This window comes from Pseudomonas sp. HP_12, assembly GCF_055283955.1.
In genome coordinates this window covers 57,161-83,215 of record NZ_JBTOQG010000023.1, presented here as the reverse complement: position 1 = coordinate 83,215, position 26,055 = coordinate 57,161, and the positions used below count along the sequence as shown (strand labels likewise).

Annotated in this window: 21 protein-coding genes, 1 pseudogene and 1 riboswitch; of the genes and pseudogenes, 12 read left to right on the top strand and 10 right to left on the bottom strand. The window is 59.3% G+C overall.

All coding sequences use genetic code 11. The annotated features are described in order from the left end of the window. Nucleotides 1–10: 10 nt before the first annotated feature. From ACYASU_RS15660 to ACYASU_RS15650, 3 genes are all read right to left on the bottom strand, one after another. Nucleotides 11–1,114: an NADH:flavin oxidoreductase gene (locus ACYASU_RS15660; RefSeq protein ID WP_463583325.1), complete on the bottom strand. Its 1,104-nt coding sequence runs from the start codon at nt 1,112–1,114 to the stop codon at nt 11–13. A gap of 124 nt (nt 1,115–1,238) precedes the next feature. Further along, entirely contained in the window at nt 1,239–1,721 is a 483-nt protein-coding gene (locus tag ACYASU_RS15655) for a glutathione peroxidase (RefSeq protein ID WP_192171873.1), read from the bottom strand. 114 nt (nt 1,722–1,835) lie between these two features. Continuing rightward, nucleotides 1,836–2,321 (bottom strand): FKBP-type peptidyl-prolyl cis-trans isomerase, encoded by a 486-nt coding sequence (locus tag ACYASU_RS15650; RefSeq protein WP_074884740.1) that lies wholly within the window; start codon nt 2,319–2,321, stop codon nt 1,836–1,838. On the opposite strand from ACYASU_RS15650, the pseudogene ACYASU_RS15645 reads away from it, so the two are divergent. From ACYASU_RS15645 to ACYASU_RS15635, 3 genes and pseudogenes are all read left to right on the top strand, one after another. Next, nucleotides 2,290–2,651, top strand: a pseudogene (locus ACYASU_RS15645) (DUF3565 domain-containing protein). The gene ACYASU_RS15650 and the pseudogene ACYASU_RS15645 sit on opposite strands and share 32 nt — an antisense overlap. 94 nt (nt 2,652–2,745) lie before the next feature. Further along, nucleotides 2,746–4,839 (top strand): phosphate acetyltransferase, encoded by a 2,094-nt coding sequence (gene pta, locus ACYASU_RS15640; protein ID WP_369307776.1) that lies wholly within the window; start codon nt 2,746–2,748, stop codon nt 4,837–4,839. Nucleotides 4,840–4,918: 79 nt separating this feature from the next. Continuing rightward, nucleotides 4,919–5,818, top strand: coding sequence for an acyltransferase (locus ACYASU_RS15635; protein WP_463583324.1), 900 nt, complete (start codon nt 4,919–4,921; stop codon nt 5,816–5,818). A 67-nt stretch (nt 5,819–5,885) separates the two neighbouring features. Here ACYASU_RS15635 and ACYASU_RS15630 read toward each other — a convergent pair whose 3' ends face one another. After that, a complete protein-coding gene (locus ACYASU_RS15630; RefSeq protein ID WP_192171876.1) occupies nt 5,886–6,587 on the bottom strand; it encodes a YiaD family glycine zipper/OmpA-like lipoprotein in 702 nt (233 codons plus the stop codon). 424 nt (nt 6,588–7,011) lie between these two features. Here ACYASU_RS15630 and ACYASU_RS15625 point away from each other — a divergent pair, with 424 nt between their 5' ends. Further along, complete coding sequence (locus tag ACYASU_RS15625; protein WP_463583323.1) at nt 7,012–8,211, top strand: HD-GYP domain-containing protein; 1,200 nt, start codon at nt 7,012–7,014, stop codon at nt 8,209–8,211. A gap of 26 nt (nt 8,212–8,237) precedes the next feature. Here ACYASU_RS15625 and ACYASU_RS15620 read toward each other — a convergent pair whose 3' ends face one another. Beyond that, on the bottom strand, nt 8,238–8,534 hold the full coding sequence (locus ACYASU_RS15620) for a helix-turn-helix domain-containing protein (RefSeq protein ID WP_463583322.1): 297 nt from the start codon (nt 8,532–8,534) through the stop codon (nt 8,238–8,240). 173 nt (nt 8,535–8,707) lie between these two features. Beyond that, entirely contained in the window at nt 8,708–11,479 is a 2,772-nt protein-coding gene (locus ACYASU_RS15615) for a LuxR C-terminal-related transcriptional regulator (RefSeq protein WP_463583321.1), read from the bottom strand. Nucleotides 11,480–11,712: 233 nt separating this feature from the next. Between ACYASU_RS15615 and ACYASU_RS15610 the strand changes: the two genes are divergently transcribed. The 5 genes from ACYASU_RS15610 (at nt 11,713) to ACYASU_RS15590 (ending at nt 16,472) form a co-directional block, all read left to right on the top strand. Then, nucleotides 11,713–11,910: a hypothetical protein gene (locus ACYASU_RS15610; RefSeq protein ID WP_463583320.1), complete on the top strand. Its 198-nt coding sequence runs from the start codon at nt 11,713–11,715 to the stop codon at nt 11,908–11,910. Next, complete coding sequence (locus tag ACYASU_RS15605; protein ID WP_463583319.1) at nt 11,907–14,627, top strand: hypothetical protein; 2,721 nt, start codon at nt 11,907–11,909, stop codon at nt 14,625–14,627. Before ACYASU_RS15610 ends, ACYASU_RS15605 begins: the two co-directional genes overlap by 4 nt. Continuing rightward, a complete protein-coding gene (locus ACYASU_RS15600; RefSeq protein ID WP_463583318.1) occupies nt 14,624–15,409 on the top strand; it encodes a PA3715 family protein in 786 nt (261 codons plus the stop codon). Before ACYASU_RS15605 ends, ACYASU_RS15600 begins: the two co-directional genes overlap by 4 nt. Before the next feature lie 70 nt (nt 15,410–15,479). Next, complete coding sequence (locus ACYASU_RS15595) at nt 15,480–15,941, top strand: hypothetical protein (RefSeq protein WP_463583317.1); 462 nt, start codon at nt 15,480–15,482, stop codon at nt 15,939–15,941. A gap of 9 nt (nt 15,942–15,950) precedes the next feature. Beyond that, nucleotides 15,951–16,472, top strand: coding sequence for a hypothetical protein (locus tag ACYASU_RS15590; protein WP_463583316.1), 522 nt, complete (start codon nt 15,951–15,953; stop codon nt 16,470–16,472). A 182-nt stretch (nt 16,473–16,654) separates the two neighbouring features. Here ACYASU_RS15590 and ACYASU_RS15585 read toward each other — a convergent pair whose 3' ends face one another. From ACYASU_RS15585 to ACYASU_RS15570, 4 genes are all read right to left on the bottom strand, one after another. Next, on the bottom strand, nt 16,655–18,019 hold the full coding sequence (locus tag ACYASU_RS15585) for a DUF1329 domain-containing protein (protein WP_192174913.1): 1,365 nt from the start codon (nt 18,017–18,019) through the stop codon (nt 16,655–16,657). A 14-nt stretch (nt 18,020–18,033) separates the two neighbouring features. Continuing rightward, nucleotides 18,034–19,956, bottom strand: coding sequence for a DUF1302 domain-containing protein (locus tag ACYASU_RS15580; RefSeq protein ID WP_463583315.1), 1,923 nt, complete (start codon nt 19,954–19,956; stop codon nt 18,034–18,036). A 364-nt stretch (nt 19,957–20,320) separates the two neighbouring features. Then, nucleotides 20,321–22,003, bottom strand: coding sequence for a fatty acid--CoA ligase (locus tag ACYASU_RS15575; protein WP_463583314.1), 1,683 nt, complete (start codon nt 22,001–22,003; stop codon nt 20,321–20,323). 438 nt (nt 22,004–22,441) lie between these two features. Then, a complete protein-coding gene (locus ACYASU_RS15570; protein ID WP_282369521.1) occupies nt 22,442–23,071 on the bottom strand; it encodes a LysE family translocator in 630 nt (209 codons plus the stop codon). 88 nt (nt 23,072–23,159) lie between these two features. Between ACYASU_RS15570 and ACYASU_RS15565 the strand changes: the two genes are divergently transcribed. The 3 genes from ACYASU_RS15565 (at nt 23,160) to ACYASU_RS15555 (ending at nt 26,054) form a co-directional block, all read left to right on the top strand. Then, on the top strand, nt 23,160–24,125 hold the full coding sequence (locus ACYASU_RS15565) for a 2-hydroxyacid dehydrogenase (RefSeq protein WP_463583313.1): 966 nt from the start codon (nt 23,160–23,162) through the stop codon (nt 24,123–24,125). 95 nt (nt 24,126–24,220) lie between these two features. Beyond that, on the top strand, nt 24,221–25,219 hold the full coding sequence (locus ACYASU_RS15560; protein WP_463583312.1) for a methyltransferase: 999 nt from the start codon (nt 24,221–24,223) through the stop codon (nt 25,217–25,219). Nucleotides 25,220–25,259: 40 nt separating this feature from the next. Beyond that, nucleotides 25,260–25,380, top strand: a riboswitch (yybP-ykoY riboswitch). 89 nt (nt 25,381–25,469) lie between these two features. After that, a complete protein-coding gene (locus tag ACYASU_RS15555) occupies nt 25,470–26,054 on the top strand; it encodes a TMEM165/GDT1 family protein (RefSeq protein WP_074884042.1) in 585 nt (194 codons plus the stop codon). Nucleotide 26,055 lies beyond the last annotated feature (1 nt).

The window sequence follows — 26,055 nt, the reverse complement described above, 5'->3', positions numbered from 1 at the left end:
AACCGGACCGTCAATCCAACCGACCCAAGGCTTCGCGGCTGAACGGCAAAATGTCGTGCTCGCGGCCTTCTTTCACTTTCAATGCCCAGTCCGGGTCGACGAGCAGCGCACGGCCGACTGCGACCAGATCGAACTCCTCGTCACCCAGACGCTTGAGCAGGTTTTCCAGGCTCGCAGGCTGGGCGACTTTGTCGGTGTTGACCATGAACTGCAAAAACTCGCCGTCGAGTCCGACACTGCCCACCGTGATGGTCGGCTTTCCCGTGAGCTTGCGCGTCCAGCCGGCCAGGTTCAGGTCGGAGCCTTCGAATTCGGGCTCCCAGAAACGCCGCGTCGAGCAGTGGAAAATGTCCACGCCCGCGTCGGACAGCGGCTTGAGGAATGCGTCGAGCTCTTCAACCGTTTGCACCAGCCGTGCGCTGTAATCCTGCTGCTTCCACTGCGAGTACCGAAAGATAATCGGGAAATCCGGGCCCACGGCGGCTCGCACCGCCTGAATCAGCTCGATGGCGAAGCGTGAGCGGTGCGCGAGGTCGCCGCCGTATTCGTCGGTACGCTGATTGGTGCCTTCCCAGAAGAACTGATCGACCAGATAACCATGGGCGCCGTGGATCTCGACACCGTCCATGCCGATGGATTTCGCGTCTTTCGCCGCCTGGGCGAACGCTGCAATGACCTCGTCAATGTCTTGCTTGCTCATGCCATGAACGACAACGTTACCGTCCTTGAGCTTCTCGGTCGGGCCATAGGCCGGCACCGTGCCATCCGGCTCAGTGCCCAGACGACGCACGGCGCCGACGTGCCAGAGTTGCGGCACGATCTTGCCGCCTTCTTCGTGAACCGCTTCCACCACCTTGCGCCAGCCTTCCAGTGCCGCTTCACCAAAGAACTGCGGCACGTTGGGGTAGCCATTCGAGGCCTTGTGCCCGACAGTGGTGCCTTCGGTGATGATCAAGCCAACGCCCGCAGACGCACGACGACGGTAGTACTCGATGACTTTGGAATTGGGTACGCCGCCAGGTGAAAACGAGCGGGTCATCGGCGCCATGACGATGCGCGTCGGCAACTCGAGGCTGCCCAAGTGGAAGGGTTTGAACAAGGCTTGAACAGGCATGCAGGCGTCCTCGGCATTCTGGAAATATGATGAAGGTCATACAGAATGAGCCGAAGCACGGGGGATACGAAGCACTATTGACTGGAGTGATTAAGGCTCAAAAGAAGGAGGGCGAATTGAAATACTAGGGCAGTGCCTTCTCGATCGCACTCACCACTTTGGCGTCATCCGGAAGCGTGCTTGGGGAGAAGCGGGCCAGAACGCGTCCATCTTTGCCGACAAGAAATTTCTCGAAATTCCAGGTGATGTCGCCGGGAAACTCGGCGCCTTCGCCCGCGAGCATTTGATACAGACGATGCCGGTGCGGTCCGTTGACTTCAAGCTTGTCCCCCAGGGGAAAGGTTACGCCGTAGTTCAACGAGCAGAACGCCTGAATCTCTTCCTGACTACCAGGCTCCTGACCGGCGAACTGATTGCACGGCAGCCCGAGGACGCTGAAGCCTTGGTCTTTGTACTTCTGATACAGGGTTTCCAGCGCAGCGTACTGCGGCGTCAGGCCACACTTTGACGCGACGTTGACCACCAGAACCACTTTGCCCTTGAGCGGGGCGAGGGGCAGCTCCTGGCCATCCAGAGCCTTCAACTTCAGCTCGTGAAATACACTCATGACGACTCCCCTAGAAACCCTTGGCCGAAAAAGGCGCCCTGTCAGACCGCAAAAACAAACGTTTTCACAAGACCGCGAGGACGCCTGGCCAACTCACTCAGCTTAGCAGGACAATCAGTGGTGATGACCACCTTCGCCGTGAACGTGACCGTGGGCCATTTCTTCTTCGCTTGCATCACGGATGGCGACGATCTTCACATCGAAGTTCAAGCGTTGACCGGCCAACGGGTGGTTACCGTCGACAGTGACGTCATCGCCGTCCAGATCGCGGATGGTCACGATCTGCATCTGGCCGTCCGGCGCAGAAGCATGGAACTGCATGCCGACTTCCAGTTCGTCGACGCCTTCGAACATGCTGCGATTGAGGGTGCTGACCAGCTCGGCGGAGTATTCGCCGTACGCATCTTCAGGCTCGATGGCCACTTTCAGTTCGTCGCCGACTTCCTTGCCATCCAGCGCCTTTTCCAGACCCGGGATGATATTGCCTGCACCTTGCAGGTAAACCAGCGGCGCGCCGCCGGCAGAACTGTCGATGACCTCACCAGCGTCATTGGTCAGGGTATAGTCGATGGAGACAGCCTTGTTGGCGGCGATCGGCATGGGGCGAGACCTTTTGCAAATAGATATGAGCGGCCAAGTCTAACCAAGCACTCGCGCGAAAGCGAACGCAACTCAGACGGACGGCCCCGATTGGAATCCCCGAACGCCCCCTCCCCCCATTCGATTATTACCGGCTTTGCTCAGGACCCGGACGGTCACTGGGTGGTCGTGCTCTCATGCGCTCACACCCAGCATTTGCGTCACGACCCGCCCTGGCAGTCCCGCGCCTGGGTGCTCGATCCCGCGCAGCGCCAGGCGAAAATCGGTCAGTCCTTTCACTGCGGCTGGTGCGCGTCGGGGTCAGATAACGATAACCTTGGGCCCCGTTGAGACGCTGCGACTGAACAGCGTCCTGGTTTATCCGGTCCGATGGCTGAATTCATAGCGCCATGACCCTTGCACTGCTCATTTTCGAGAAGCCCGCATGCAGACTTTCTTTATCGCGCCCACAGATTTTGGTGTGGGCCTGACGTCCATCAGCCTGGGGCTGGTGCGCACCCTGGAGCGCGCCGGGCTCAAGGTCGGTTTTTTCAAGCCGATCGCCCAGCCTCATCCAGGAGATCTGGGCCCGGAGCGTTCGACTGAATTGATCGCCCGCACCCACGGCCTCAAGCCGCCCAAGCCGTTGGGGTTGGCCCACGTCGAACGCATGCTCGGCGAAGGTCAGCTTGACGAGCTGCTGGAAGAAATCATCAAGCTGTATCAGGAAGCCTCGATCGGCCGTGATGTGTTGATCGTCGAAGGCATGGTCCCGACCCGCAGCGCCAGCTATGCCGCGCGGGTCAACCTGCACATGGCCAAGGCGCTGGATGCGGAAGTCATTCTCGTGTCCGCCCCGGAAAACGAAGTGCTGACCGAGCTTTCCGGCCGCGTCGAGCTGCAGGCGCAGATGTTCGGCGGCCCGAAAGACCCGAAAGTGCTTGGCGTGATCCTCAACAAAGTGCGTACCGACGAGAGCATGGAAGCCTTCTCGGCGCGGCTCAAGGAACACTCGCCGCTGTTGCGCAGCGGTGATTTCCGTTTACTCGGCTGCATCCCGTTTCAGGCTGACCTGAACGCCCCACGCACCCGCGACGTCGCCGATCTGCTCGGCGCGCAAGTGATCAACGCCGGTGACTACGAACAGCGGCGCATGTCGAAGATCATCATCTGCGCCCGCACGGTGCTCAACACGCTGCAGTTGCTCAAGCCGGGCGTGCTGGTGGTCACACCGGGGGATCGCGATGACATCATTCTGGCGGTGAGCCTGGCGACGCTGAACGGCGTGCCGTTGGCCGGACTGTTGCTGACCAGCGACACCCTGCCCGATCCGCGCATCATGGACCTGTGCCGAGGCGCGCTGCAGGCCGGGTTGCCGGTGCTGTCGGTGAGCACAGGTTCGTACGACACCGCGACGCAGCTCAATCAGCTGAACAAGGAAATCCCCATCGATGACCGCGAGCGCGCGGAGATCATCACCGATTTCGTCGCCAGCCACCTCGACGCCAACTGGCTGCATCAGCGTTGCGGCACGCCCCGTGAGATGCGCCTGTCGCCCGCGGTATTCCGCTATCAGTTGATCCAGCGTGCCCAGGCGGCAAACAAACGCATTGTGCTCCCTGAAGGCGCCGAGCCGTTGACCGTCCAGGCGGCGGCGATTTGTCAGGCCCGTGGCATTGCCCGCTGCGTGCTGTTGGCCAAGCCCGAGGAAGTGAACGCCGTTGCGCGCGCCCACGGCATCGACTTGCCGCCGGGCCTGGAGATACTCGATCCGGACCAGATCCGCGAGCGCTATGTCGCGCCGATGGTGGATTTGCGCCGCAGCAAAAACCTCAATGCGCCGATGGCCGAGCAGCAACTGGAGGACCCTGTGGTGATCGGCACCATGATGCTGGCCCTCGACGAAGTGGACGGGCTGGTGTCGGGGGTGATCCATTCGACTGCCAACACCATTCGGCCTGCCCTGCAGCTGATTAAGACCGCACCCGGTTGCACCCTCGTTTCATCGGTGTTCTTCATGCTGTTTCCGGAGCAGGTGCTGGTGTACGGCGACTGCATCATGAACCCGCACCCGACCGCCACCGAGCTGGCGGAAATCGCGGTGCAGAGCGCGGATTCGGCCGTGGCGTTCGGCCTGTCACCGCGGGTGGCGATGATCAGCTATTCAAGCGGCAATTCGGCCAGCGGCGAGGAAGTGGAAAAGGTCCGCGAAGCCACGCAACTGGCGCGCGAGACCCAGCGCGGTCTGTTGATCGACGGGCCATTGCAATACGATGCCGCCGCCAACGAACACGTCGCCCGACAATTGGCGCCGGACAGCCCGGTGGCGGGTCGCGCGAATGTGTTCGTGTTTCCGGATTTGAATACGGGTAACACGACCTACAAAGCGGTGCAGCGTAGTGCGGACTGCGTGAGCCTCGGTCCGATGCTGCAAGGCCTGCGCAAGCCGGTCAATGACCTGCCGCGGGGCGCTCAGGTTGACGACATCGTCTACACCATTGCACTGACGGCGATTCAGGCGGCCACGCTGCCGCAATAACATTGCGCTGCAATATCGCATAACCACAATAACCCCGCCGGAACCCACCGGCGGCTGACTGCCCCGGAGTTCGATTCACATGGATTTCCTCCCCGCCCCTTTGCGTGGCGTCATCGCCTCGTTGCTGTTGGCGCTCAACACGATTCTCTGCTGCACGCCGCTGTTCGTCGTTGCCATCTTCAAACTGTGCCTGCCCTTCCCCGCCGCGCAGAAGGTCACCGACTGGCTGATGAGCCACATCCACGAAGCGTGGATCAGCAACAACAACGCCTGGATGGATGTGCTCGGTCACACCCGATGGCAGCTGAGCGGGCTGGAAAGCCTGGACTATCAGCACTCGTACCTGGTGACGAGCAATCACCAGAGCTGGGTCGACATCATGGTGCTGCAGTACGTGCTGAACCGACGCATTCGCCCGCTCAAGTTCTTCCTCAAGCAAGAGCTGATCTGGGTGCCGGTGATTGGCCTTGCCTGGTGGGCGCTAGGCTTTCCGTTCATGAAGCGCTACAGCAAGGCGTATCTGGCCAAGCATCCGGAAAAGAAAGGCAAGGACTTGGCCACCACCCGCCGCACCTGTGCGAAGTTTCGCAACAACCCGGTCGGCATATTCAACTTCGTCGAAGGCACGCGGTTCACCGAAGCCAAGCACGCACAGCAGAACTCGCCGTTCCGTTACCTGTTGAAGCCCAAGGCAGGCGGCATTGCTTTCGTGCTGGATGCCATGGGCGAGCAGCTGGAATCCATCGTCAACGTGACCATTCATTACCCGGCTGGTCGGCCAGGGTATTGGGACTTGCTCTGCGGGAACGTGCGCGAAGTCGTCGCGCATTTTGAAGAAGTGCAGATCCCGCCGCAGTTCATCGGCAAAAGCTACGACCAGGACGATGCCTACCGCCTGGAGTTTCAGCAGTGGATCAACCGGCTGTGGGAAGATAAGGACACGTTGCTCGCGCAGATGCATGACCGTTACCCGGGCTAAGCGCCCGTAGGTCCAAACGCAAAAACCCCGGCTCACTGGCCGGGGTTTTTGGTTTCACGTCACGCGGTTATTGCTGTTGTTGGTACTGCTGGCCAGGAATCGGCTTGAGGTTGACCTCGACGCGGCGGTTCTGGGCACGGCCGTTGACGTCGGCGTTGCTGGCGATCGGCGAATCAGGACCGGCACCGCGCACCGACAGGTGAGCTGCGTCAACGCCTTGAGAAGTCAGGTAGGTCGCCACGCTTTGGGCGCGCTGCTGCGACAGGTCCATGTTGTGCTGGCGACTGCCGGTGCTGTCGGTGTAGCCGACGATTTCAATCATGTTCTGGTTGTACTGCTTCAGCGAGCCGGCCAGGTTGTTCAACGGCGCATAGAAGCTGCTGGCGATGGCAGACGAGTCGGTGGCGAAGGTGATGTTGCCCGGCATCACCAGCTTGATGTTGTCGCCCTCACGCTGAACTTCAACACCGGTGTTGGCCATGCTGGCGCGCAGTGCAGCTTCCTGCTTGTCGGCGTAGTAGCCGTAACCGGCAGATGCCGCGCCTGCCACGGCAGCGCCAATCAGCGCACCTTTGCCACGGTTGTTGTGATCGATGGCAGCACCGGCGACGGCGCCGGCCAATGCACCCAGACCGCCGTACTTGGCGGTCTTGCTCATCCCGCCGGAGTTCTGCGCCTGCCCCTGATTGTCGTATGGATTCTGCGTCGCGCAGCCGGAAAGCACGGTCAGTGCGGTGGCAGCGATGATCAAACGGCGAAAGGTCAACATCAAGGAGAGCTCCTGTTTTGCTTTTCTACGGCCAAACATAAAGGCCGACGATTTGGGCAATTAGAGCACGGTCCCCGTCAAAAATTCCTTAACGCGGCCTGAACCGCCAGTGCACGGCCAAGGGCAGCAATTCTTTAATATAAAAAGCAAATATTTATATGCATTTTGAACATGCTGTTCATCGCATTTATTCGATGCGAGATTCGTCAAACAACGCCAATAATCTATGCAAGCTCCTGATTAGGTTTGATATTTATCTATCAGGAGTGTAATTCCCACAACATTCAAGGGAGTTTCATTTCCCCAGCGCTTTCCTATACTGGCCATGCGCAAGTACAGGAAAGCGCAGTGATGAAGCAAAGAACAAAGATCGCTCTCACTTTCAGGCAAGGCAGCGCTGTATTCACGCGCAAGAGCTGACTTTATGCTAAGAAAAATCCCCGTTTCCGACCTCACGCTGGGCATGTACATCCACGAGTTCTGCCGCCCACGGATTAACGATCCCTTCTGGACTGCCCACGTCGAGCGCGAACTCAGCGACGACGCGGTGTTGCGGCACATTCAGGCATCGACCCGTGAGGTCTGGATTGACACTCGCCTTGGCAAAAGCCCTGCCGATAGCTCGCCAGCGGATCAGACCTCTCCCGAATGTCCCGACCCTGCCGAGACTGCGCCGTGCAGCCTCGAATTGGAACTGGCCCGCGCGCGCCTGATTTGCGGGCGCGCGAAAGCGGCAGTGATGACCATGTTCAGCGATGCCCGGATGGGCCGGGCAATGAATACCGAAGACGTCGATCTGCTGGTTGAAGAAATTTCCACGTCCGTCATGCGCCATCCCCACGCGCTCATCAGCCTGTCGCGCCTGAAAACGACGGATGAGTACACCTACATGCATTCGGTGGCGGTGTGCGCATTGATGGTCGCGCTCGCGCGGCAGATGGATCTGGATGAGGATCAAGTGCGTGAAGCCGGCGTTGCGGGGCTGATGCATGACGTCGGCAAAATGATGATCGACTCGGCCATTCTCAATAAGCCCGATCGTCTCACCTACGAAGAATACGAGGTCATGAAGCATCATCCGCAGGCCGGGCTGGAAATCCTCCAGGGTTGCGAGCGGGTAACCCGACTGGTGATGGACGTGTGCCTGCATCATCACGAAAAGGTCGACGGAAGCGGTTATCCCCACGGCCTGAAGGGCGATGAGATCAGCCTGCTGGCGAAAATGGGCGCTATTTGTGACGTGTATGACGCGGTGACCTCAGACCGGCCCTACAAGAAGGGCTGGGATGCCGCGCATTCGGTTCGCGAAATGGCGTCCTGGAAAGGCCACTTCGATGCGACGGTGTTCCAGCACTTCGTCAAGACCGTTGGTATCTATCCCGTCGGCGCGCTGGTTCGCCTGAAAAGCGAGCGCCTGGGCGTGGTGGTCGAGCAGGATGAACAGTCCCTGCTGCACCCGAAAGTGAAAGTTTTCCTGTCCACCCGGACCCGAGTGCCCTTCGAGCCGCAAGTCATCAACCTCGCGTGCCCCACGGTACGAGACGGCATCCTGAAGTTCGAACTGGCTGAGGAGTGGGGCCTGCTGGACGTGGCCAGCATGTGGGCCGGTCAGCCCGCTGCTTGAGCCTGCCGTCGGGCTGATCGGTGCGATTACGCCTTAGAGACTGGTCCCGCCGGCCGGCGTCGCAATTGAGTAATGCCAACCTGCATACCAAAGGGCCTGAACACGGCGTTGAGGGTTTGCACCGTCGGATTACCCTCGTCCTGCTCGATCTGGCGCAGTGTGCGCAACGAGATTTTGCACATGCTCGCGAACTGCTCCTGGCGCAGTCCCGTGATCTCGGTCCGCAGCCGTTTGACCGCAGCGCCCATGGAAACGGTGCCCTCCAACAACTGATTCCGACGCTCGTCGAGGATGATGCCGCGCTGGCGTATTTCGTCGTTCATAGCAGGCTCATCGCGTCGTGCCATCGTCCCGACAGGTAGAGTTGGAGGGTCAGCTGCATCACAGGCTGCTCGGCAATTTAATGCCTAAACATTCGGACTGAAGCGCAGAAAAGGCAATTAAATGCCTAAAGTAGATTTTTTTTGGCATAAATCGGTATTTAAATACCGATCGATCAGCCCAGCAATCCCAACTCTTGTGCCCGGGCCACTGCTTGGGTGCGTCGCTCGACGCCCAGCTTGCTGTTGATATGGCTGGCGTGGGTTTTAACGGTGTGCAGGGAAATGAACAATCGTTCGCTGATTTCCTGATTGGAGCAGCCTTGCGCGATCAGCTGCAGCACGCTGAGTTCTCGCGCGCTGAGGTGATCGCCGCCATTGCCGCCGTTGCAGGGGGACGGCTCGCTTGCCATGCGCAAGCAAGGCAGCCCCTGACCAGGCGCAGCTTCAGGAAGTTGCTGAAGCAGGTAATCGACCAGCCGGCATGAGGGTCGTTTGTGCAGTTGCTCACGCAGCCAGTCGGGATGACCACGGATCAGGCGCTGGAAGGGCAGAACCGCACCACCCGTGGCGAGCTGAAGGCTCTGTTGAAAAAGCTCATCGGCCTCAGGCCCGCGTGATGTGTCGAGTAACAACAGGATGTGCTGACTCAGCGCATTGAGGCCGAGCAGTCCCGCGCCGATCCGCTGGGCATACTCCACCAGACCGTGCAGCCGCATCATCGCCTCTTCGGTGCGGCCCTGAATATGATCAAGAACCGCCCGCAGCGTTTCGATCTGCTGAGGCAGTTGCGGCGAACATTCCGGGGCAGCGGCGGGTTGGTTGCCGCCGTAAGTCTGCCCCAGTCGCAGGAGCCACGCGTCGGCCAGGTCGATACGGCCCTGGGCCAGCCACAGCTCGCATTTGGCGAGGGTGATCATTGCCAGGTAATAAACCGGCGGCACGTCCCATATGTGCATCAACCGCTCGGCCTCGGCCAGCTCGGCGAAGGCTTCGGCGTAACGCCCTTCGCGCCCTTCCATTCCGGCAATCACGCAGTGGCCGATCAGTACGCTGATGTCACGGCAGGCGCGTGCCTCGGCCAGCCCGGCAGTCAAGCGCTCGCGCCCAGCCTCCGGTTGAAGGAACTGCACCAGCAAATAGCCTTCGTACAACGTCAGGCGCGCGCGCACCGCGTACAGTTTTTGTGAAGACAGGCCATTCAAACGTCGCAAGCCCTGGCGCACTTCCTCCATCGAGCGGAGTGTTTCGCCACGGGCCTGCAAGGTGCGAGCGCGGTCGTAGTGCGCCAGCGCTTCAAACAATGGATTGGCCACCCGCTGCGCCAACTCAAGGGCATCACGGTTCAGCGCACGGGCGCGCCATAAATCTCCATCGGTGATAGCCAGATTCGCCAGGGTCGACAGGCACAGTAAACGCTGGCCATATCGCTTCAGCGGCAGACTGACCAACGCTTCACTGCAATAGCGCCGGGCCGTTTCACTGTCGCCGCGGCCTCGGGCGATGATCCCGCTCAGCGCCAGCCACTGAGCCAGCATCGAATTTTGCGCGGTCGCGGAAGGTGCCGGCAGAAATCGACTGAGGTGATTGCCCAACTCCTCGGCCGCGTCCAGCTGACACGCCAGGCCCAGCGCCCAGGCGTACAGCACGATCAAACGCGGCGTGCTGACCAGCAGGCTGTCGGGCAAGTCCATTTTCCAGCGCAGCAGCATGCCGACGTTTTGCTCGGCGAGCAGTTGTTCTTCAGACAGGTTCTGCACCAGATTGGCCGCCACATCCAGATGCCCCGCGCGCAACGCCTGTTCAATGGCTTCGTCGAGCAGCCCCTGGTCGCTGAACCAGCGGCAGGCATTCAGATGCACGCGTCTTTGTTGCGGCGTGACACTGGGCCCGGCGCGCGCGCGCAGCAGATCCGAGAACAAATGGTGATAGCGAAACCAGCGACCGTGCTCGTCCAGCGGGACGAGAAACACCTGATGCGCTTGCAGGTAACCGAGCATTTCGTCGCTGTCGTGACTGTCGCGCGCGGCGTTGCACAGGGCAACGCCAAAACGCTCCAGACACGCCGTTTCATAGAGAAAGACCTGAACGTCCGCCGGCAGGCAATCGATGACCTCTTCGAGAAGGTAATCCCGGATCAGCCCTTCCCCGCCGTTGAGCCCTTGGGTCAGCGCATTACTGCCCGCTTCGTTGGCCGCCAGCAGCCAGAATCGCAGGCCGGCCACCCATCCCTCGCTGCGTTGCAGCAAGGCCTGCAGTGCTTCATCGCTCAAGCCATTGCGCTGTTGATCCAGCACCGCCAGCGACTCGTCGTCGGTCAGCCGCAGGTCCTGCTCGGACAATTCCAGCAATTGACGCGACAGCCGCAGACGCGCCAGGTGCCAGTTCGGCCTCTGCCGGCTGGTGACCATGATGTTCATGCCCGCAGGCAGATGATTGAGGAGAAATTGCAGGCAGCGATCCAGCACGGGGCCCTGCACCAAGTGGTAGTCGTCAAGCACCAGCAGCAGCGGTTTGCTCAACATCAGGTGCATTGCCAGCTCGTCCAGTAAACCGTCCAGCCACTCTTCGAAGGCAAAGGGCTGGTGACGCTGACGCATTTTCAGAAGGCCGAGCGCCTGGCTGCCGAGCTGAGGAAAAAATTGCTGGAGACCGCAAAGAAGACGTTCGAGAAACCGGCCCGGGTCGCTGTCCCGGTGGCTCAGACCCAGCCAGAGGTTCTGCCACTGATCGGGCAGGCTCTCGCAGAACTCCACCGCCAGTGAGCTTTTACCGAAACCGGCCGGGGCACTGATCAACAACAGGCGCCCAGACAGCCCCGCACTCAACCGCTCGCACAATCGAGGTCTCGATACATAACCCTCAGGCAGTGGCGGACGGAAGAAACGGCCTTCCAACGCAGTGACTGCGTGATTTGCGAATCCTTGCAAACGCGACAGATCAGTCATGGCCGGCTCTTGTTGGAGTGCTTGTTGTTCGGCGTTCAGATGTCGGGAGACTAGCGGCTATGCCGTGCCTTTTGAACATTGTTAGACGAAAGACTGTAAGAAAACGTATCCAATCAACAGGGCGAATGTTGGTTTATATGTCTGGGGAGGTACACGGTCCTACATCCGCTGCAGTGTAGTCGGCCAGCACATCTCCATCCTCGACGATTGCCTCGTGTGGGACCCATCCGCAAATGCGCGTGGAAATCTCCTGTTCGTATTTCCTCCTCTGGAACCGCGCGCTGGAATTCGCCATCGTGCGCACCAAATCTGGCCTTGCCGTAGCGCGAGGTTCGGATGCATCGGTCGAACAGGACGTTGACCGGGACCTCGCCGACAGAGCGGCAGCTTTGCTGGCTTATCTCGTGGAAAAGCAGGAGCCACCTCCATGACACGATTGTTCGCACCACGCTACGCGCTTGATGACTTACAGCAGCCTATGCTGCCGACATCCGACACATTGCCGCCTCCTCCATCCACCGGCGTAGAGTCAAACAACGACTCACTGATACCGGTCCAAAGCTGGAGCCATCCCTTCCGCGACAAACGCGATGTGCTCCAGCAACTGACCCACTTGGCAAACGCCGCAAGCGGCAGCTATCCCCTCGGCAGCAGCGGGCTCTGGCATGGCGGTGTGCATTTTGATGCGGGAACGGCGGGCACGCTGGACCAGTCAAGCGTGCACTGCATCGCGGACGGTGAAGTGGTGGCCTATCGCATTGATGAGCAGTCGCCTGCCACGACGTATTTCGTCAATAAACGGCCCGTTTCAAAGCCGTTCTCGCGGAATTTCGTGCTGGTGCGACACCGCCTGCAGCCGCCTGCCATCAAGGGCAACACGGACACGTCGCCGAGTCTGATCATCTACAGCCTCTACATGCATTTGCGGGATTGGGCGGCGTACGAAAAAGACTCTGCTGTCGTCAGGCCAGGATTCTGGAAATCCGGATCGACCCTTCAGGTTCGCGTCGACGTTAACGACATCCATGTGGACTACCCCGGGCAACGCGGACTGAACGTGCGCAACAAAGCGAGCAAGGGCGCGATCATCGGCTGGCTGCCGCGTGGTGCGGAAGTCCAGGTCAGCGGCAAAGGCACTTATCGCAAGCTTGAAAACACCCTTGGCCCCGATCACCTGAAAGACGCCAGCGGCGGGTTGCGAGGTTATGTCTGCACCGACTTCCTGCGGCCCATGGCGGGCGAGCAGCATCGGGTCGTTTCCGAGACGCCCCTGAACGTCCGTGCTCAGCCGCTGGTTCGCAAAGGCAACGAGATCGGCACGCTGTATCCCGGCACCGAAGTGACGGTCAGTGGCACAGGCCGGTTTCGCAAGCTGGAGCGGGTCAATCAATACGTGCACTTCGCTTCGTTGCAGAGCGGCGCAGCCGAGCCGGAAGCGCGGGGCAGCGTTGTCGTTCTGGATAAGCCGGTTGCGATCAAGGCCGGTGAACTGATCGGGCACATAGGCCAATATCACGAAGGCGCCGTCGATTACCCGGAGAATCGTCTGCACCTGGAGGTGTTCAGCGCGGGCGACGTGAAAATGTTCCTGGGCCTCAGCCGCGTTTGGGCAGACAAACTGCCCGCCAGCAGCAGGACTTGGCTGAAACTCGTCAAAGGCACTCGCGTAATCGCGCATCAGGGCACGTTCAGCAGCAAAAAACCGCCGACGTTGAAAGCGGTTGGTCACCTCAGCGCCGCGCAATTGTTGCTTCCTAAAACCCTGATCGACGGCTTGCCGGCCGAGAGAAAAATCGCTGTACCTGCCAGTGGCGACAGCAAAGCGTGCAACTGGTATCGCCTCGACGGGCTGCTGCACGACGCCGACAACAACCTGCTCGACGGCTGGGTGCGTGAAGAAGTCGGCGTGACGCCGTGGCTCAGTCCTTGGTCGTGGGAAGGCTACGAGACCCTCGCCGACTACGATTCGCCGCGGAGCATGCTCGCCTCTTTTATGCGTGCATCAGGCCGGTTCAACGAGGACGAGATCACCCGCCATGGCGCGGCGGCTGACAAGGCCGACCAAGGCCCGATCAAAAAGCGCCTGTTCGACATCATTGACCGCAACCGTGACGGCAAGCTCAGCGGTAGCGAAATACAAGCCGCACTGAGATTGCCAGCCCACGCGCAGTCGATTTCGCAGTTGATCGTTCGCTACCAAAGCGAATGGCATCACGTCCCGGGCAAGTGGGATGCGCTGGACGACTTGCTGGGGCACGGCGGCTCGACGCCTAACCTGAACTGGTTGGCGGAGAAGGAGCGGATCAAGGCGATGAGTTGGTGGGCCGAGGTGGCCGGACGGCTTGGGTTGCCGGCGGATGGGAAAGTGCATCATCTGCATCCGGTGGGGCTGATCAGTAGCTTTCAAGGAAGTGGATTCACGTTCAGCCTGGAAGCGATGCTTAAGCTTTATCCCCGGCTGGACTCAAATCGGCATAAGGACTTGACCACAATCGCCGACGAACTTAATGCAAAAATTGAAGTTTACAAACTTGACACCCCCTTAAGACGCGCTCACTTTTTCGCTCAGATATTGGAGGAGACAGGCGAAGGATTAAGTGTCATTGAAGATCTAACTTACAGCGCCGATGCACTTATAGCACTTTTTAGCTACTTCAGGACTCGACCGAACGAAGCTAAAAAACACGGATACTATAAAAAGCACGGGAAGATAAAGGAAGATGGTTTTCCTATGTCCCAATCAGATTTTGAAGCGATCGCGAACGGTGCCTACGGAGCACGAAGTGAACTGGGCAACAGAGGCCACGCCAGCGGTGATGGCTGGAAATACCGCGGGCGCGGGCTCAAGCAATTAACAGGTCTTCATAACTATAAAGTTTTCAACGACTGGCATGTCGAGAACCATCACAACTGGCCTGAAGACAAAGTAAACTTTGTAGAAAACCCGGATCTGCTCACCCACATGAGATACGCAACGCGATCAGCGATAAACTTCTGGCTGAGCAAGAAGATATATGAAATTGCGGACAAGGGAGCGATGCCGGACGTTGTGAACCTAGTAACCGATATCGTCAACAAAGGCACCAAGAGTAGACGAAATCGCGTCAAGAATTTCGAAAGAATCTGGGCGAGCGGAATTTTAGAATGATACGTCCAGAAAATATAAGAAGGCACTTTCGCGGGGCCGCCAAAAACGGCACACGGACCGGGCTCATAAAAGGGTTGCCAGCAATACTGTTGATGCTGACAAGCGCGGCCACCGAAGCAGCCTGTCTTGAGGAATATGAGGCTCTTCTCACTGAACGCTATGTAGGCTATGCGCCTACCGAGCACGAGACAGTTTGTAAACGATGGCCGGCCACCGGATTCCTGATTTTCGCAACCGCCATCAAAACAGATGTAATTGCTGACCTGGATTTAGTGATCATAGACCCCTCTACGCAAAGCATCGTGGGCACAACCCGTGAGAAGGAAACTCTCGACGCTGGCGCAATCAATAGTTATGGAATAACGATAGATACGGCAAATTACCGATTAGATAAAAATAACGTTGCGTTCGGGATCCGAACTTTGTGGGAAGGATCGTCACAGCCAAATCCATACGGTTCGACCTCGCTGAGTCTATACAGCTTAGGTGACAACGGATTGAACAACGTATTGAAAGGACTCACTGTCCAAGAGCGGGTTGGTGAATGGGACACGCACTGCGCTGGAAGCTTTCAAGAAAGGCACATGACTCTGGCAATGCAGCAGTCGCGTGAGAATTACGCTGACATCGTCGTCAGAGAGACGGTGAGAAATACAAGATCCATTGGAGCTGAAGCCAACTGTGAGACCACTACCCTGGGGCAGAAAACCAACTCATACACGCTTGAATACAAGCAAGGATACGCAGTTCCTGAAAATTTAAAATCACTTGGCTACAAGTAAACCCTGCTCCAGATACTACCTGCATATGCCCAATTTTAGGAGAGTGTTTTATATGAGATGCAGCGTGTGGATGGCGGCACTTCCCAAGCGTTTCGCCATTATTGGTGTCGGTTGCGCAACGACAGCTGCTGTAGCGAGTTCGTCCACCAACGCACAAGCTAACTTCTCTTGGGAGGGTACGTTCAGAGTAGGCAGTTTGCTTTGCACCTCGCCAGAGAACGGATCTGACTGCTCAGACGTTTTCAGCGACAGTTTAGAAGTACGCAAAAAAGGTGAGAACTATCTGGTGACGCTTGAAAGCACCCAGGCCAATCAGCATGTCTGTGCGTTTACATTTCTCATGAAAGGAGCTGGCCGACACCTGATTTACGAAACCGCGCACGGACGAATACGGATGATCCGAACGGATGCAGCGCTGATCATCTCGTCGAGAAATGTCGACCCAACCGCGTTAGGCCTGGGTATTTGCGGGGCACATGCGGACATTGATGGCCTGGTATTTCCTTGGTCAAGTAAGCGTCGAGCTGAATGAGTCCGAAGCATGAAAAGAGTGAATCAAAGAAGTACATGCATCAAGTCGATTTTGAGCCTCGGATTCACAGTTACGACTCTGATAAGCGTGTCAGTTCTCGCCAGTGAAGACGTCAGTTGCGTCAAAAACGAAACCCTCATTGCCGGTTGCCGTCTTGATGAGCAAAAGCAGCGGTCAGTCTCTCTATGCAGTAGTGCCGACAAAGAAACCATCACCTATCGATTCGGGACGCCTGAAAAGGATGAGATGACGCAAACATTCCGACCAACCCGCCCGCTTTTTCGGTGGGTGGACAAGGCGACATACACCACCTATTTTGGATTTCGCACGGGTGAGTACGGATATGTCGTAGGTGTGCCTCAACAAACCTTAGGTGCCAAAGCGTTTCTAGAGGTACTCAAGCTCAACAAAACCATCATGAGCAAAACCTGCACCGCGAACTCGTTCGGCTCGGAGCATCTGAAGAATGTCGCGATAAAGGAGTTGGACGACGGCTCGGTTCGAGCACAGCATTTTTCATTTCCGCCGTGATCCACGCGTAAAGAGGAACAGCGTCCTGTGGACGCAAACCTTGGTCAAAAAAAAACACCCCGACCATTCGGGGTGTTTCCTTTCTGCGCTATGGGGTTCAGCCATAGGGTGAAACAGCGGAGGACTTCAGTGCGCTGTAGCTGTGATCAACGTTGCACGCTCCCCGCTTGTTCGGTCAGGCGTTAGCGCACGCCTTCCTGACGCAGCGCGTTGGGCTGGAAGTCGCTGACAGTGGCGGTAAAGCCGAAGTCATAGGCTTTTTTCTCTTCGTTCTTCATGCCCAGCGCCAGGTAGCGGCCTGATTGCAGGTCGTACAGAGCTTCGAGGGCATACCACGGCACTTGCTTGTCGTAGTAGTTTTCGGCGTGGGCTTCAGCCACGCGCCACAGTTGACCACGGCCGTCATAGTGATCGATCACCGCTGCCTGCCAGGTGTCTTCGTCGATGAAGAAGTCACGTTTGGCGTAGATGTGACGCTGGCCTTCTTTGAGCGTGGCAGTCACGTGCCAGACGCGACGCAGTTCATAGCGCGCCAGGTCCTGATTGATGTGGCCGGCCTTGATGATGTCGGTGTATTTCAGCTTCGGATCGTCGAGCTTGTAGCTATCAGAGGCGATGTACATTTCTTGTTTGCCGATCAGCTTCCAGTCGTAGCGGTCTGGCGCGCCGTTGAACATGTCGAGGTTGTCGGAGGTGCGCAGGCCATCGGCGGCGGTGCCCGGCCCGTCATAGGACACTTGCGGCGCACGGCGTACGCGACGTTGACCCGCGTTATAAACCCACGCCGCGCGCGGCTCTTTGACCTGGTCGAGGGTTTCGTGCACCAGCAGTACGGAACCTGCCAGACGCGCCGGCGCCGTTACTTCCTGTTTGAAGTAGAACAGGATGTTGCCCGGGTTCTTCGGATCGAAATCCTTCATCTTATCGCGGAAGACGAACTCGTCGTGGAAGTACACCGGGTTGAACGAGCCATTGGTCTGCGGCGTGGCCTGGGTAACCAGACGCGAGACGCTGCCGCCGCGATAACGGGTGATGTGGTTCCAGATTACCTCAAGACCATCCTTCGGAATCGGGAACGGCACTGCGGTTTCGAAATTCTCCAGGCCGTTGCCGCCACCCACCAGTTTGGTGTTGGTGGCGTTTTTCTTGATGGCGGCGAATACGTCAGCGGGCACAGTCGCGCCACGATGGGACGGGTAGACCGGCATCTTGTAGGTGTCCGGGTAACGCTTGAACATCGCGTACTGGCCCGGGGCGAGTTTGTCCTTGTACTGATCCACGTTCTGCGCAGTGATGGTGAACTGCGCTTTTTCGTTGGCGTACGGGTTGGCCAGGAAGCCTTTGTCGTCCACGGCGCCGGCATTGGTCGGCATCGGGCTCCAGGCCGGAATGGTGTTGGCAGCGTTGCCGGCTTTTTCCGCGCCCATCGGCGTCAGCGTGGTGCCCAGCTTGGCGGCTTCGGCGTCGGACACCGCAGCCATCACGCTGGTCGCCAACAACGACAGACCCAACACGCCCACCTGCAACAGACCCTTCGTGATTTTCATTTTCATTATTGTCCTTAGAAGTTCATGCCGAAGCTGAGCGCTACGAAGTCGCGATCGTCCACGGTGGTGTACTTGCCGTCGAAGAAGTTGGTGTAGGAAAGGTTGGCGGTGTAGGTGTTCTGGTACTCGGCGTCGAGGCCCAGACTCACGGCCTTGCGACCTTCCTCGAAGTTGCCGCCGGGACCTGGCGAGTAGCCGTCGACGTCGTGGGACCAGGCCACGCTCGGACGCAGGTTCACCCCGGCGAAGACGTTGTTGTAATCCCAGATGGCGCGGGCGCGGTAACCCCACGAATCGGTGGTGGTGAAGCCATCGTTTTCGCAGTAGCGGCTGAGGTTGTTCTGCGCGGCAGTGCCCAGGGTACTGGCGTTGAGGGTCTGACATTGACCGCCTGGCAGCGGGCCCGGGCCATAGCTCGGGTCGCGGCCATAACGCAGTTTCGAGGTGCTTTCCAGCCCGCCGACGTGGGTCCAGCCCACCTCACCCACCACGGTCAGACGTTCGGCGCCCATCACTTGGTCGAAGAAGTGCGTGAAGGTGGTCTGCGCCTGGCTGATTTCCTTGCGGCGATAGCCTTTCTGGTCCTGGCCGGGTGCGCCCTGCAGCAGCGACACGTTCGAGTTCAGCGGCGACAGGCCGGAATACAGGATGTCGGTAGTGTTCAACTGCACCGGTGCGTTAGGGCGATAGCTGACTTCGCCGCTCCACGCCGTGCCGGTGGGCAAGGTGGTGGAGAAGCTCAGGCCGAACAGGTGAATATCTTCCGGGTATTCAACGTAGTAGCTGGAGTTGGCAGCGACCACGACGGGCAACAGGGTTGGCGCGAGGGCCGCCGCGACGCCTCGAGGAACGCCGTTGGCCGCCAGACCGCCAACCAGGCCCGCTGCGCTGTAGGCGCTTGCCGGCCCGCCCTTGCCGCTGAAGATCGGCAGACGGCTGTGGTAGTTCATGTAATAGGCGCCGAACTCGGTGTCCAGCGGCTCGAAGTTGTAGTGCATGGCCAGGCCATACTGGCCACTGTCCCGGGCATCGCGATCAGGGCCGCGGGCAACCACTGCGCCCTCGTCAGGATTACCAAAGTTCACGCCACGCGCAGACAGCGTGTTCTGAACGGGGCCACGCAACGCGGCAGGCAGAGCCGCATTGAGGCTGTTGCGGGTACGCAGTACGGCCAGGTTGCTGTTGCAGCCGTCCGCGATCACGTCCGGTTGCGAGAAGAAGGTGCCGCAGTTGTCGACGACGGTCTGGTCCCATTCCAGCTGGTAAAAGCCTTCAGCCGAGAGGTTTTCGGTCAGGCTTTGGGACAGGTAGAACATGTTGACCGGAATCAGGCCTTCCTTGATTTCCGAGCCAGGGCGACGGAACGCGGACACGTCGACCGGGTTGATGCTGTTGATGCCGCCCTGGATGAAGGTACTTTCACCCCAACTGACGACTTGCTTGCCCAGACGCACCGAACCCGGCTCATCGGCAATGGAATAGTTGTGATAGACGAATGCGTCGAGCAGCTCGAAACCTGAGGATTTGGCGCCTTCCTTGCGGCCGGAATCGCTGATGTCCTTGAAGTCACGGCTTTCATCCTTGAGCTCGAAGTCGTACCAGTACTTGCCCCGCAGGAACACACCGGTGTCGCCGTATTTCAGTTCAAGATCGTGGATGCCCTTGAAGATCTTCGAAAACGTTTCGCCGCTTTTGAAGTTCAAGTGACCGTCGTCGGAGGTTTGCGAAAGACCGTGACCGCCGTTGTTGGAGCCGATCAGGTTCTTGTTGGCGTTCTGGGTGGACCAGCTTGCCCCTATTGAGAGCGACGAGTCGAAGTTGCCTTCGATTTCTCCGATATTGAAACTGACGCCGAATGCAGGGCCGGCGAGCGTGGAAGCGAGGCTGACGGCCAGGGGCAATTTAGCCCGGCGCCAGAACTGGTTAGCTGATGTCATCGACGCTACTCCATGTGCTTTTATTTTTATGGCAGTGGGTGCTTCCAGAAACGACTCAGGCGGACGGGCCGCAGTGCCTGGGTGTCAACGCCGATCGGGCAGCCAAACAACTGCGAAACGATCAGTGCGCTTTTTCTCCGGTACCTACCTACTGCCGACTATAGCCAGCAGGTGCTGCTGCTTGATCCCTCTAAAGTGTGATTTGCAGCGCCAACACCTCTGGCACGCCGACTCCAGAGTGGCAAATCACAACGCAGGGGGAGCATGGCTGAAAAAAGAGAATTGGCAAGGAAGACGCCGGATTAGAGCCTTCGCGGCACATTTTCACGGGGATGAACCGATGAAGTGGCCGCGAAGGACAGGGTCAGAGCGTGGAGAGGAAAGCGCTGTTACTGCCCTGCCATTCGAGGATGTTCTGACGTATTTGCTTCTTGTCGAGCTTGCCGACGCTGGTCTTGGGAATTTCGGTAACAAGGGCGATCTGGCTCGGAATCGCCCACTTGTTAATGTGCCCCTGTTCCACAAACGGCTTGAGATGTTCCTTAAGGGTCTTGGCATCCAGGACGTGACCCTCGCGAGCGACCAGCAGCGCAAACGGGCGCTCGCCCCACTGGGGGTCGGCGATGCCCACCACAGCCACTTCGCGCACACCGGGATGACGACTGCAGAGATCCTCCAGCTGCAGCGACGATACCCACTCGCCGCCGGTCTTGATCACGTCTTTGATGCGGTCGCGTATGTCGATCCCGCCCATGCTGTCCAGCGTCGCCACGTCTCCGGTGTGCAGCCAGCCCCCAGCCCACAGTTCGGCGCCCTTCTCCGGCTCGCGGTAATAACCTTCACTCAGCCACGGTGCGCGCAGCACCAGTTCGCCCTGGGTCTCGCCGTCGGAAGGCAGGAAATTGCCCTCACCATCGACAATCGCCGCCTCAACCAGCACGCCCGGCGCGCCGGCCTTGATTCGGTAGGCGGTCCGTTCGTCTTCACTGGCGGCCATCAAGTCGTCATTCAGGTGCGCAACCGACACCAATGGCCCGGTCTCGGACATGCCGTAGGCGGCAGACAGCTGAATGCCTTTGGCCTTGGCTGCCTCGTACAGCGAACGATTGAGCGAGCTGCCGCCGATAATGATGTGCCAGCCGGTGAAATCCATGTTCTGGGCGGCTTTGGCGTTGAGGACCATTTGCATGATGGTGGGCACGCAGTGGGAAAACGTGACCTTTTCCTTCTGCCAGAGCTCCACCAGCAACTCGGGGTCGTAACGGCCGGGATACACCTGTTTCGCGCCCAGCATGGTCGCGGCATAAGGCACGCCCCACGCATGAACGTGGAACATCGGCGTGATTGGCATGTAAACCTTGTCGCCGCCCAGAATGCCTTCGACGCTGCCCATGATCGTCGCGACGGCCATGGTGTGCAGCACGAGCTGGCGATGGGTGAAATACACGCCTTTGGGGTTCCCTGTCGTGCCGGTGGTGTAGAACGTCGTCGCCACCGAGTTCTCGTCGAAATCCTCGAATTGATAGTGCGGATTCGCCGCGGCCAGCAACGCTTCGTACTCGCCCACGAGATTGGGCAGGTCGACCGTCGCGCCATCGGTGTCGGTGTCGGTCAGTAACAGTGTTTTTTCGACGGTCGTCAGTTGCCCGGCGATGGCGTTGTAGAGGGGCACGAATTCGCTGTTCACCAGCACGAGCTTGTCTTCGGCATGGTTCATGGTGAACAGGATCTGCTCGGGCGAAAGCCGGACGTTGATGGTGTGGATCACCGCGCCAATCATCGGAATCGCGAACATGCACTCCAGGTAACGATGGCTGTCCCAGTCCATCACCGCCACGGTGTCACCCGCCTTGACCCCGGCCGCCGTCAGCGCACCGGCCAGCCTGCAGATGCGCTCGTTGAGCATTTGATACGAATAGCGCGAATGGTCCCGGTAAACGATTTCACGGTTTTTTTCGTAGCGCACGCCTGACAGCAGCAGTCGCTTGATCAACAGAGGATACTGGTACGCCCCTTCGGCGGGCGGAATCACGCGGGTGTGCAGCATAGGAATCCCTTTTCACGGTGCAGGTGCGGGGGCTGAAAATATGCACTGTAGGGCCTGGGCGCGTCGATCGGATCAGCCGAAGGGATGAATTGCGCGTCGGGTTTGACGACTGCTGCGCAGCCGATCGCGAGCAAGCTCACTCCTGCATTGATCGTCGTCTGGCGCGGCATCTGCGCACGGCGATACGCGGTCCGTGGTCTGGGGCGAAGTCTTCAGACCCTGCGCAAACTGTAGGAGTGAGCTTGCTCGCGATCTGGTGCGAAGCGGCAGCAGACCGGTGCATGCCGTGTGTCAGGCATAGCCGAAGCGTCAGTTTGACGACTGCTGCGCAGCCGATCGCGAGCAAGCTCACTCCTGCTTTGGGATGCGTATCATGGAACAGAGCGTTCTGATGACCGCAACGCCGCCCAACTCAATTTCCAGTCTGTCCCGATGCCATCAATGCATTTCCGTCAACGCCAGCTTCAAACCCAGTGCAACAAGCACCCCACCCATCGCCCGATCAAACCAATGGCCCATCCGCGCAAAGCCCGCGCGAATCCGAGGCTGGCTGAACAGGCGTGCCACCAGGCAGAACCATGCGCCGGTCGCGAATGCCAGGTAAACGCCATAGCCCGCCTGAACCAGCATCGGCGTGTGCGGATTGATCACGACGGTGAACAGCGACAGGAAAAACAGCGTCGCTTTCGGGTTCAGCCCATTGGTCACGAACCCCGCCGTGAAGGCGCCACGCGCGGTGCGCTCGCCTTTGGCGATGTCCACGGGCGCGTCCGATGCGTTTGCAGGTTTTGCGCGCAGTGCTTTGATGCCGATGTAAATCAGGTACGCCGCCGCAGCCCATTTCAAGGCATTGAACAGGACGATGGACTGCGAAACGATCAGGCCAATGCCCAGCAGCGAATAGCCGACGTGCAGGAAAATCGCGGTGCCCACGCCCATGGCCGTGTAGGTGCCGGCCTTGCGCCCGTGGGTCACGCTTTCGCGCACGACGACCGCGAAATCCGGACCGGGGCTGGCGACGGCCAGCAGGTGAATCAGCGCAACGGTTAAAAATTCGGTCCAGTACATCGAAGTTCTCCAGGCGTTATGGCGAGCGGCAGGCTCTGGTAGGCTCGTCACATTACGCCTCCCACCCACCGAGCAAAAGGTACAGCTGATGCCCACTCAACGCAGAGCAGTTTTCCTGGATCACACCTCTCTGGATCTGGGGGATCTCGACCTCGCGCCGTGGCGTGAAACCTTCAGCGAACTGGTGCTGCATGGCAGCACCACACCCGATCAGGTGGCCGAGCGTTTGAAGGACGCCGATGTGGCGATTTCCAACAAGATCATGATCGATGCCGCCACGTTCGCCGCCTGCCCGAATCTGAAACTTGTGCTGGTGACGGCGACCGGCGTCAACAACGTCGACCTCGATGCCGCCCGTAAGCATGGCGTGGTGGTCACTAATTGTCAGGGCTACGGCACCCCTTCCGTGGCCCAGCACACGCTGATGCTGCTGCTGGCGATGGCCACCCGCTTGCCTGACTATCAACAGGCCATTCATCAGGGCCAGTGGCAGAAATCGAAGCAGTTCTGCCTGCTGGACTTCCCTATCGTCGAGCTGGAAGGCAAAACGCTGGGGCTGCTGGGTCATGGCGAGCTGGGCGGCGCGGTCGCGAAGCTGGCCGAAGCCTTCGGCATGCGCGTGCTGTCGGGTCAGATCCCCGGTCGTCCTGCTCGCCCTGATCGCGTGCCACTGAATGAGCTACTGCCCCAGGTCGATGCCCTCACCCTGCACTGCCCGCTCAACGAGCACACTCGGGACATGATTGGCGCCCACGAGTTGAGCCTGCTGAAACCCAAAGCCTTCATCGTCAACACCGCGCGCGGCGGCTTGATCAACGAGCAGGCACTGGCCGATGCCCTGCGCAACGGCCATCTCGGCGGCGCGGCCACCGACGTGCTGACGGTCGAGCCCCCGGTTAATGGCAATCCGCTGCTGTCGGGCGATATTCCGCGCTTGATCATCACGCCCCACAGCGCATGGGGCAGCCAGGAAGCCCGGCAGCGCATCGTCGGCCAGATCAACGAAAACGCTCTGGCGTTCTATGAGGGTAAGCCGGTCCGCGTCGTCAGCTGACACGGAGCTTTTCGCAGGCTCGCCACTCGGCCGCACAGCGCGTGCGCGGCATGGCAGGCCTGTTAGACTTCGCCCTTTTTTTCAAGGAGCCGATGATGGACCCGCGCAGTGAAGTGTTACTCCGACAGGCCGATTTGTTTCAGGGTTCCTTGCTGCTGACCGGCCTCCCTGCCGACGACTTGCTGAGCAAGCTGCCCAACGCGCGCGGCTGGAGCTGGCACGCGGGGGACTTCGATACCCTCGATACGCGTTTTCCCGAGCGCGTGCACTTCGGCACCGAAGCCCCTGCCGAACCCTTTGAAGCCGCGGTGCTGTTCTTGCCCAAGGCCCGCGACCTTGCTGACTACCTCATCAACGCGCTCGCTTCCCGTCTGTCCGGACGCGAGCTGTTTCTGGTCGGTGAAAAGCGCGGTGGCATCGAAGCCGCCGCCCGCCAGCTAAGCCCGTTCGGGCGTACGCGCAAACTCGACAGCGCCCGGCATTGCCAGCTCTGGCAAGTCACCGTCGAAACGCCTCCGCAAGTGGTTGAGCTCGACAGCCTGGCCAAACGTTTCGACATCGAAATCGAAGGCGGCGCGTTGAAGGTGGTGAGTCTGCCGGGCGTGTTCAGCCACGGCCGTCTGGACCGGGGTTCGGCCCTGTTGCTGGAAAACATTGATCGACTTCCCGGCGGCCATTTGCTCGATTTCGGCTGCGGCGCGGGCGTTCTCGGTGCAGCGGTCAAACGCCGCTACCCCGAAACCCGCGTGACCATGCTGGATGTCGATGCGTTCGCCACCGCCAGCAGCCGTCTAACCCTCGCCGCCAATGGCCTTGAAGCCGACGTGCTGACGGGTAACGGAATCGACGCCACACCGAGCGATCTGGACGTGATTCTGACCAATCCACCGTTCCATACAGGCGTCCACACTGATTACGCCGCGACTGAAAATCTGCTGAAAAAAGCACGAGAACATCTGAGAAAAGGCGGCGAACTGCGCCTGGTTGCTAACAGCTTCCTGCGCTATCAGCCGATCATCGAGTCGCATCTGGGGCCGTGCGCAATCATGGCCGAGGGTCAGGGTTTCCGGATTTACCGTGCGAAACGTGCGTGATAATTAGCGCTTGCCGAACACGAGACGTGTAGGCAGAATCCGCACCGTCCTAGGGGAGTAGTCTCCCACGAGCGCCATGCTCGTCCGGCACGCATCAACATACTTGGTCCTCAGACCATGGTGCGTGCGACCCCAGATCCGCTCAGACGGATCGGTGGTTTGACAAGACCTATGACACGAACATCCTGACCCGGGGCGGGGAGGTTGTACGTGTCATAGCCGTGTTGACCCGCCCCTTAGGAAATCCCTGATGCTGGAATCCCTGTTGGTCCCCACCGCTGTCGTCGCACTGGCTGAAATCGGTGACAAGACCCAACTCCTCGCGCTCGTTCTTGCCGCTCGCTTCCGCAAACCCTGGCCCATCATTGCCGGGATTGTCGCAGCCACGCTGGCCAACCATGCTGCGGCCGGTGCCGTTGGCGCATGGTTCAGCAGCTATCTCTCCGACGCCGTTCTGCACTGGATCCTGGCCGCCAGCTTTACCGCCACGGCGCTGTGGACGCTGGTTCCGGACAAACTGGACGACGACGAAGCCAGCACCAGTCGCAAGTTCGGCCCCTTCCTGACCACGCTGATCGCGTTCTTCATCGCGGAAATCGGCGACAAGACGCAGATCGCGACCGTCATGCTGGCGGCGCAATACCCAAGCTTGTGGCTGGTGATCCTCGGCACGACGCTGGGCATGTTGCTGGCCAATGTGCCGGTGGTGCTGGCGGGTAATTTTGCTGCGGAGAAACTGCCACTGACGCTGATTCGTCGTCTGGCAGCAGGGGCGTTCTTCATTCTGGCGATCGTTGCGGTGTACAAGGCGATGCAGATCAGCGGCTGGGTGTAGC

Bases quoted from the DNA above. Each gene is read 5' to 3' on its own strand.
- ACYASU_RS15660 (WP_463583325.1), bottom strand. From the start codon at position 1,114: ATGCCTGTTCAAGCCTTGTTCAAACCCTTCCACTTGGGCAGCCTCGAG.
- ACYASU_RS15655 (WP_192171873.1), bottom strand. From the start codon at position 1,721: ATGAGTGTATTTCACGAGCTGAAGTTGAAGGCTCTGGATGGCCAGGAG.
- ACYASU_RS15650 (WP_074884740.1), bottom strand. From the start codon at position 2,321: ATGCCGATCGCCGCCAACAAGGCTGTCTCCATCGACTATACCCTGACC.
- pta (WP_369307776.1), top strand. From the start codon at position 2,746: ATGCAGACTTTCTTTATCGCGCCCACAGATTTTGGTGTGGGCCTGACG.
- ACYASU_RS15635 (WP_463583324.1), top strand. From the start codon at position 4,919: ATGGATTTCCTCCCCGCCCCTTTGCGTGGCGTCATCGCCTCGTTGCTG.
- ACYASU_RS15630 (WP_192171876.1), bottom strand. From the start codon at position 6,587: ATGTTGACCTTTCGCCGTTTGATCATCGCTGCCACCGCACTGACCGTG.
- ACYASU_RS15625 (WP_463583323.1), top strand. From the start codon at position 7,012: ATGCTAAGAAAAATCCCCGTTTCCGACCTCACGCTGGGCATGTACATC.
- ACYASU_RS15620 (WP_463583322.1), bottom strand. From the start codon at position 8,534: ATGAACGACGAAATACGCCAGCGCGGCATCATCCTCGACGAGCGTCGG.
- ACYASU_RS15615 (WP_463583321.1), bottom strand. From the start codon at position 11,479: ATGACTGATCTGTCGCGTTTGCAAGGATTCGCAAATCACGCAGTCACT.
- ACYASU_RS15610 (WP_463583320.1), top strand. From the start codon at position 11,713: ATGCGCGTGGAAATCTCCTGTTCGTATTTCCTCCTCTGGAACCGCGCG.
- ACYASU_RS15605 (WP_463583319.1), top strand. From the start codon at position 11,907: ATGACACGATTGTTCGCACCACGCTACGCGCTTGATGACTTACAGCAG.
- ACYASU_RS15600 (WP_463583318.1), top strand. From the start codon at position 14,624: ATGATACGTCCAGAAAATATAAGAAGGCACTTTCGCGGGGCCGCCAAA.
- ACYASU_RS15595 (WP_463583317.1), top strand. From the start codon at position 15,480: ATGGCGGCACTTCCCAAGCGTTTCGCCATTATTGGTGTCGGTTGCGCA.
- ACYASU_RS15590 (WP_463583316.1), top strand. From the start codon at position 15,951: ATGAAAAGAGTGAATCAAAGAAGTACATGCATCAAGTCGATTTTGAGC.
- ACYASU_RS15585 (WP_192174913.1), bottom strand. From the start codon at position 18,019: ATGAAAATCACGAAGGGTCTGTTGCAGGTGGGCGTGTTGGGTCTGTCG.
- ACYASU_RS15580 (WP_463583315.1), bottom strand. From the start codon at position 19,956: ATGACATCAGCTAACCAGTTCTGGCGCCGGGCTAAATTGCCCCTGGCC.
- ACYASU_RS15575 (WP_463583314.1), bottom strand. From the start codon at position 22,003: ATGCTGCACACCCGCGTGATTCCGCCCGCCGAAGGGGCGTACCAGTAT.
- ACYASU_RS15570 (WP_282369521.1), bottom strand. From the start codon at position 23,071: ATGTACTGGACCGAATTTTTAACCGTTGCGCTGATTCACCTGCTGGCC.
- ACYASU_RS15565 (WP_463583313.1), top strand. From the start codon at position 23,160: ATGCCCACTCAACGCAGAGCAGTTTTCCTGGATCACACCTCTCTGGAT.
- ACYASU_RS15560 (WP_463583312.1), top strand. From the start codon at position 24,221: ATGGACCCGCGCAGTGAAGTGTTACTCCGACAGGCCGATTTGTTTCAG.
- ACYASU_RS15555 (WP_074884042.1), top strand. From the start codon at position 25,470: ATGCTGGAATCCCTGTTGGTCCCCACCGCTGTCGTCGCACTGGCTGAA.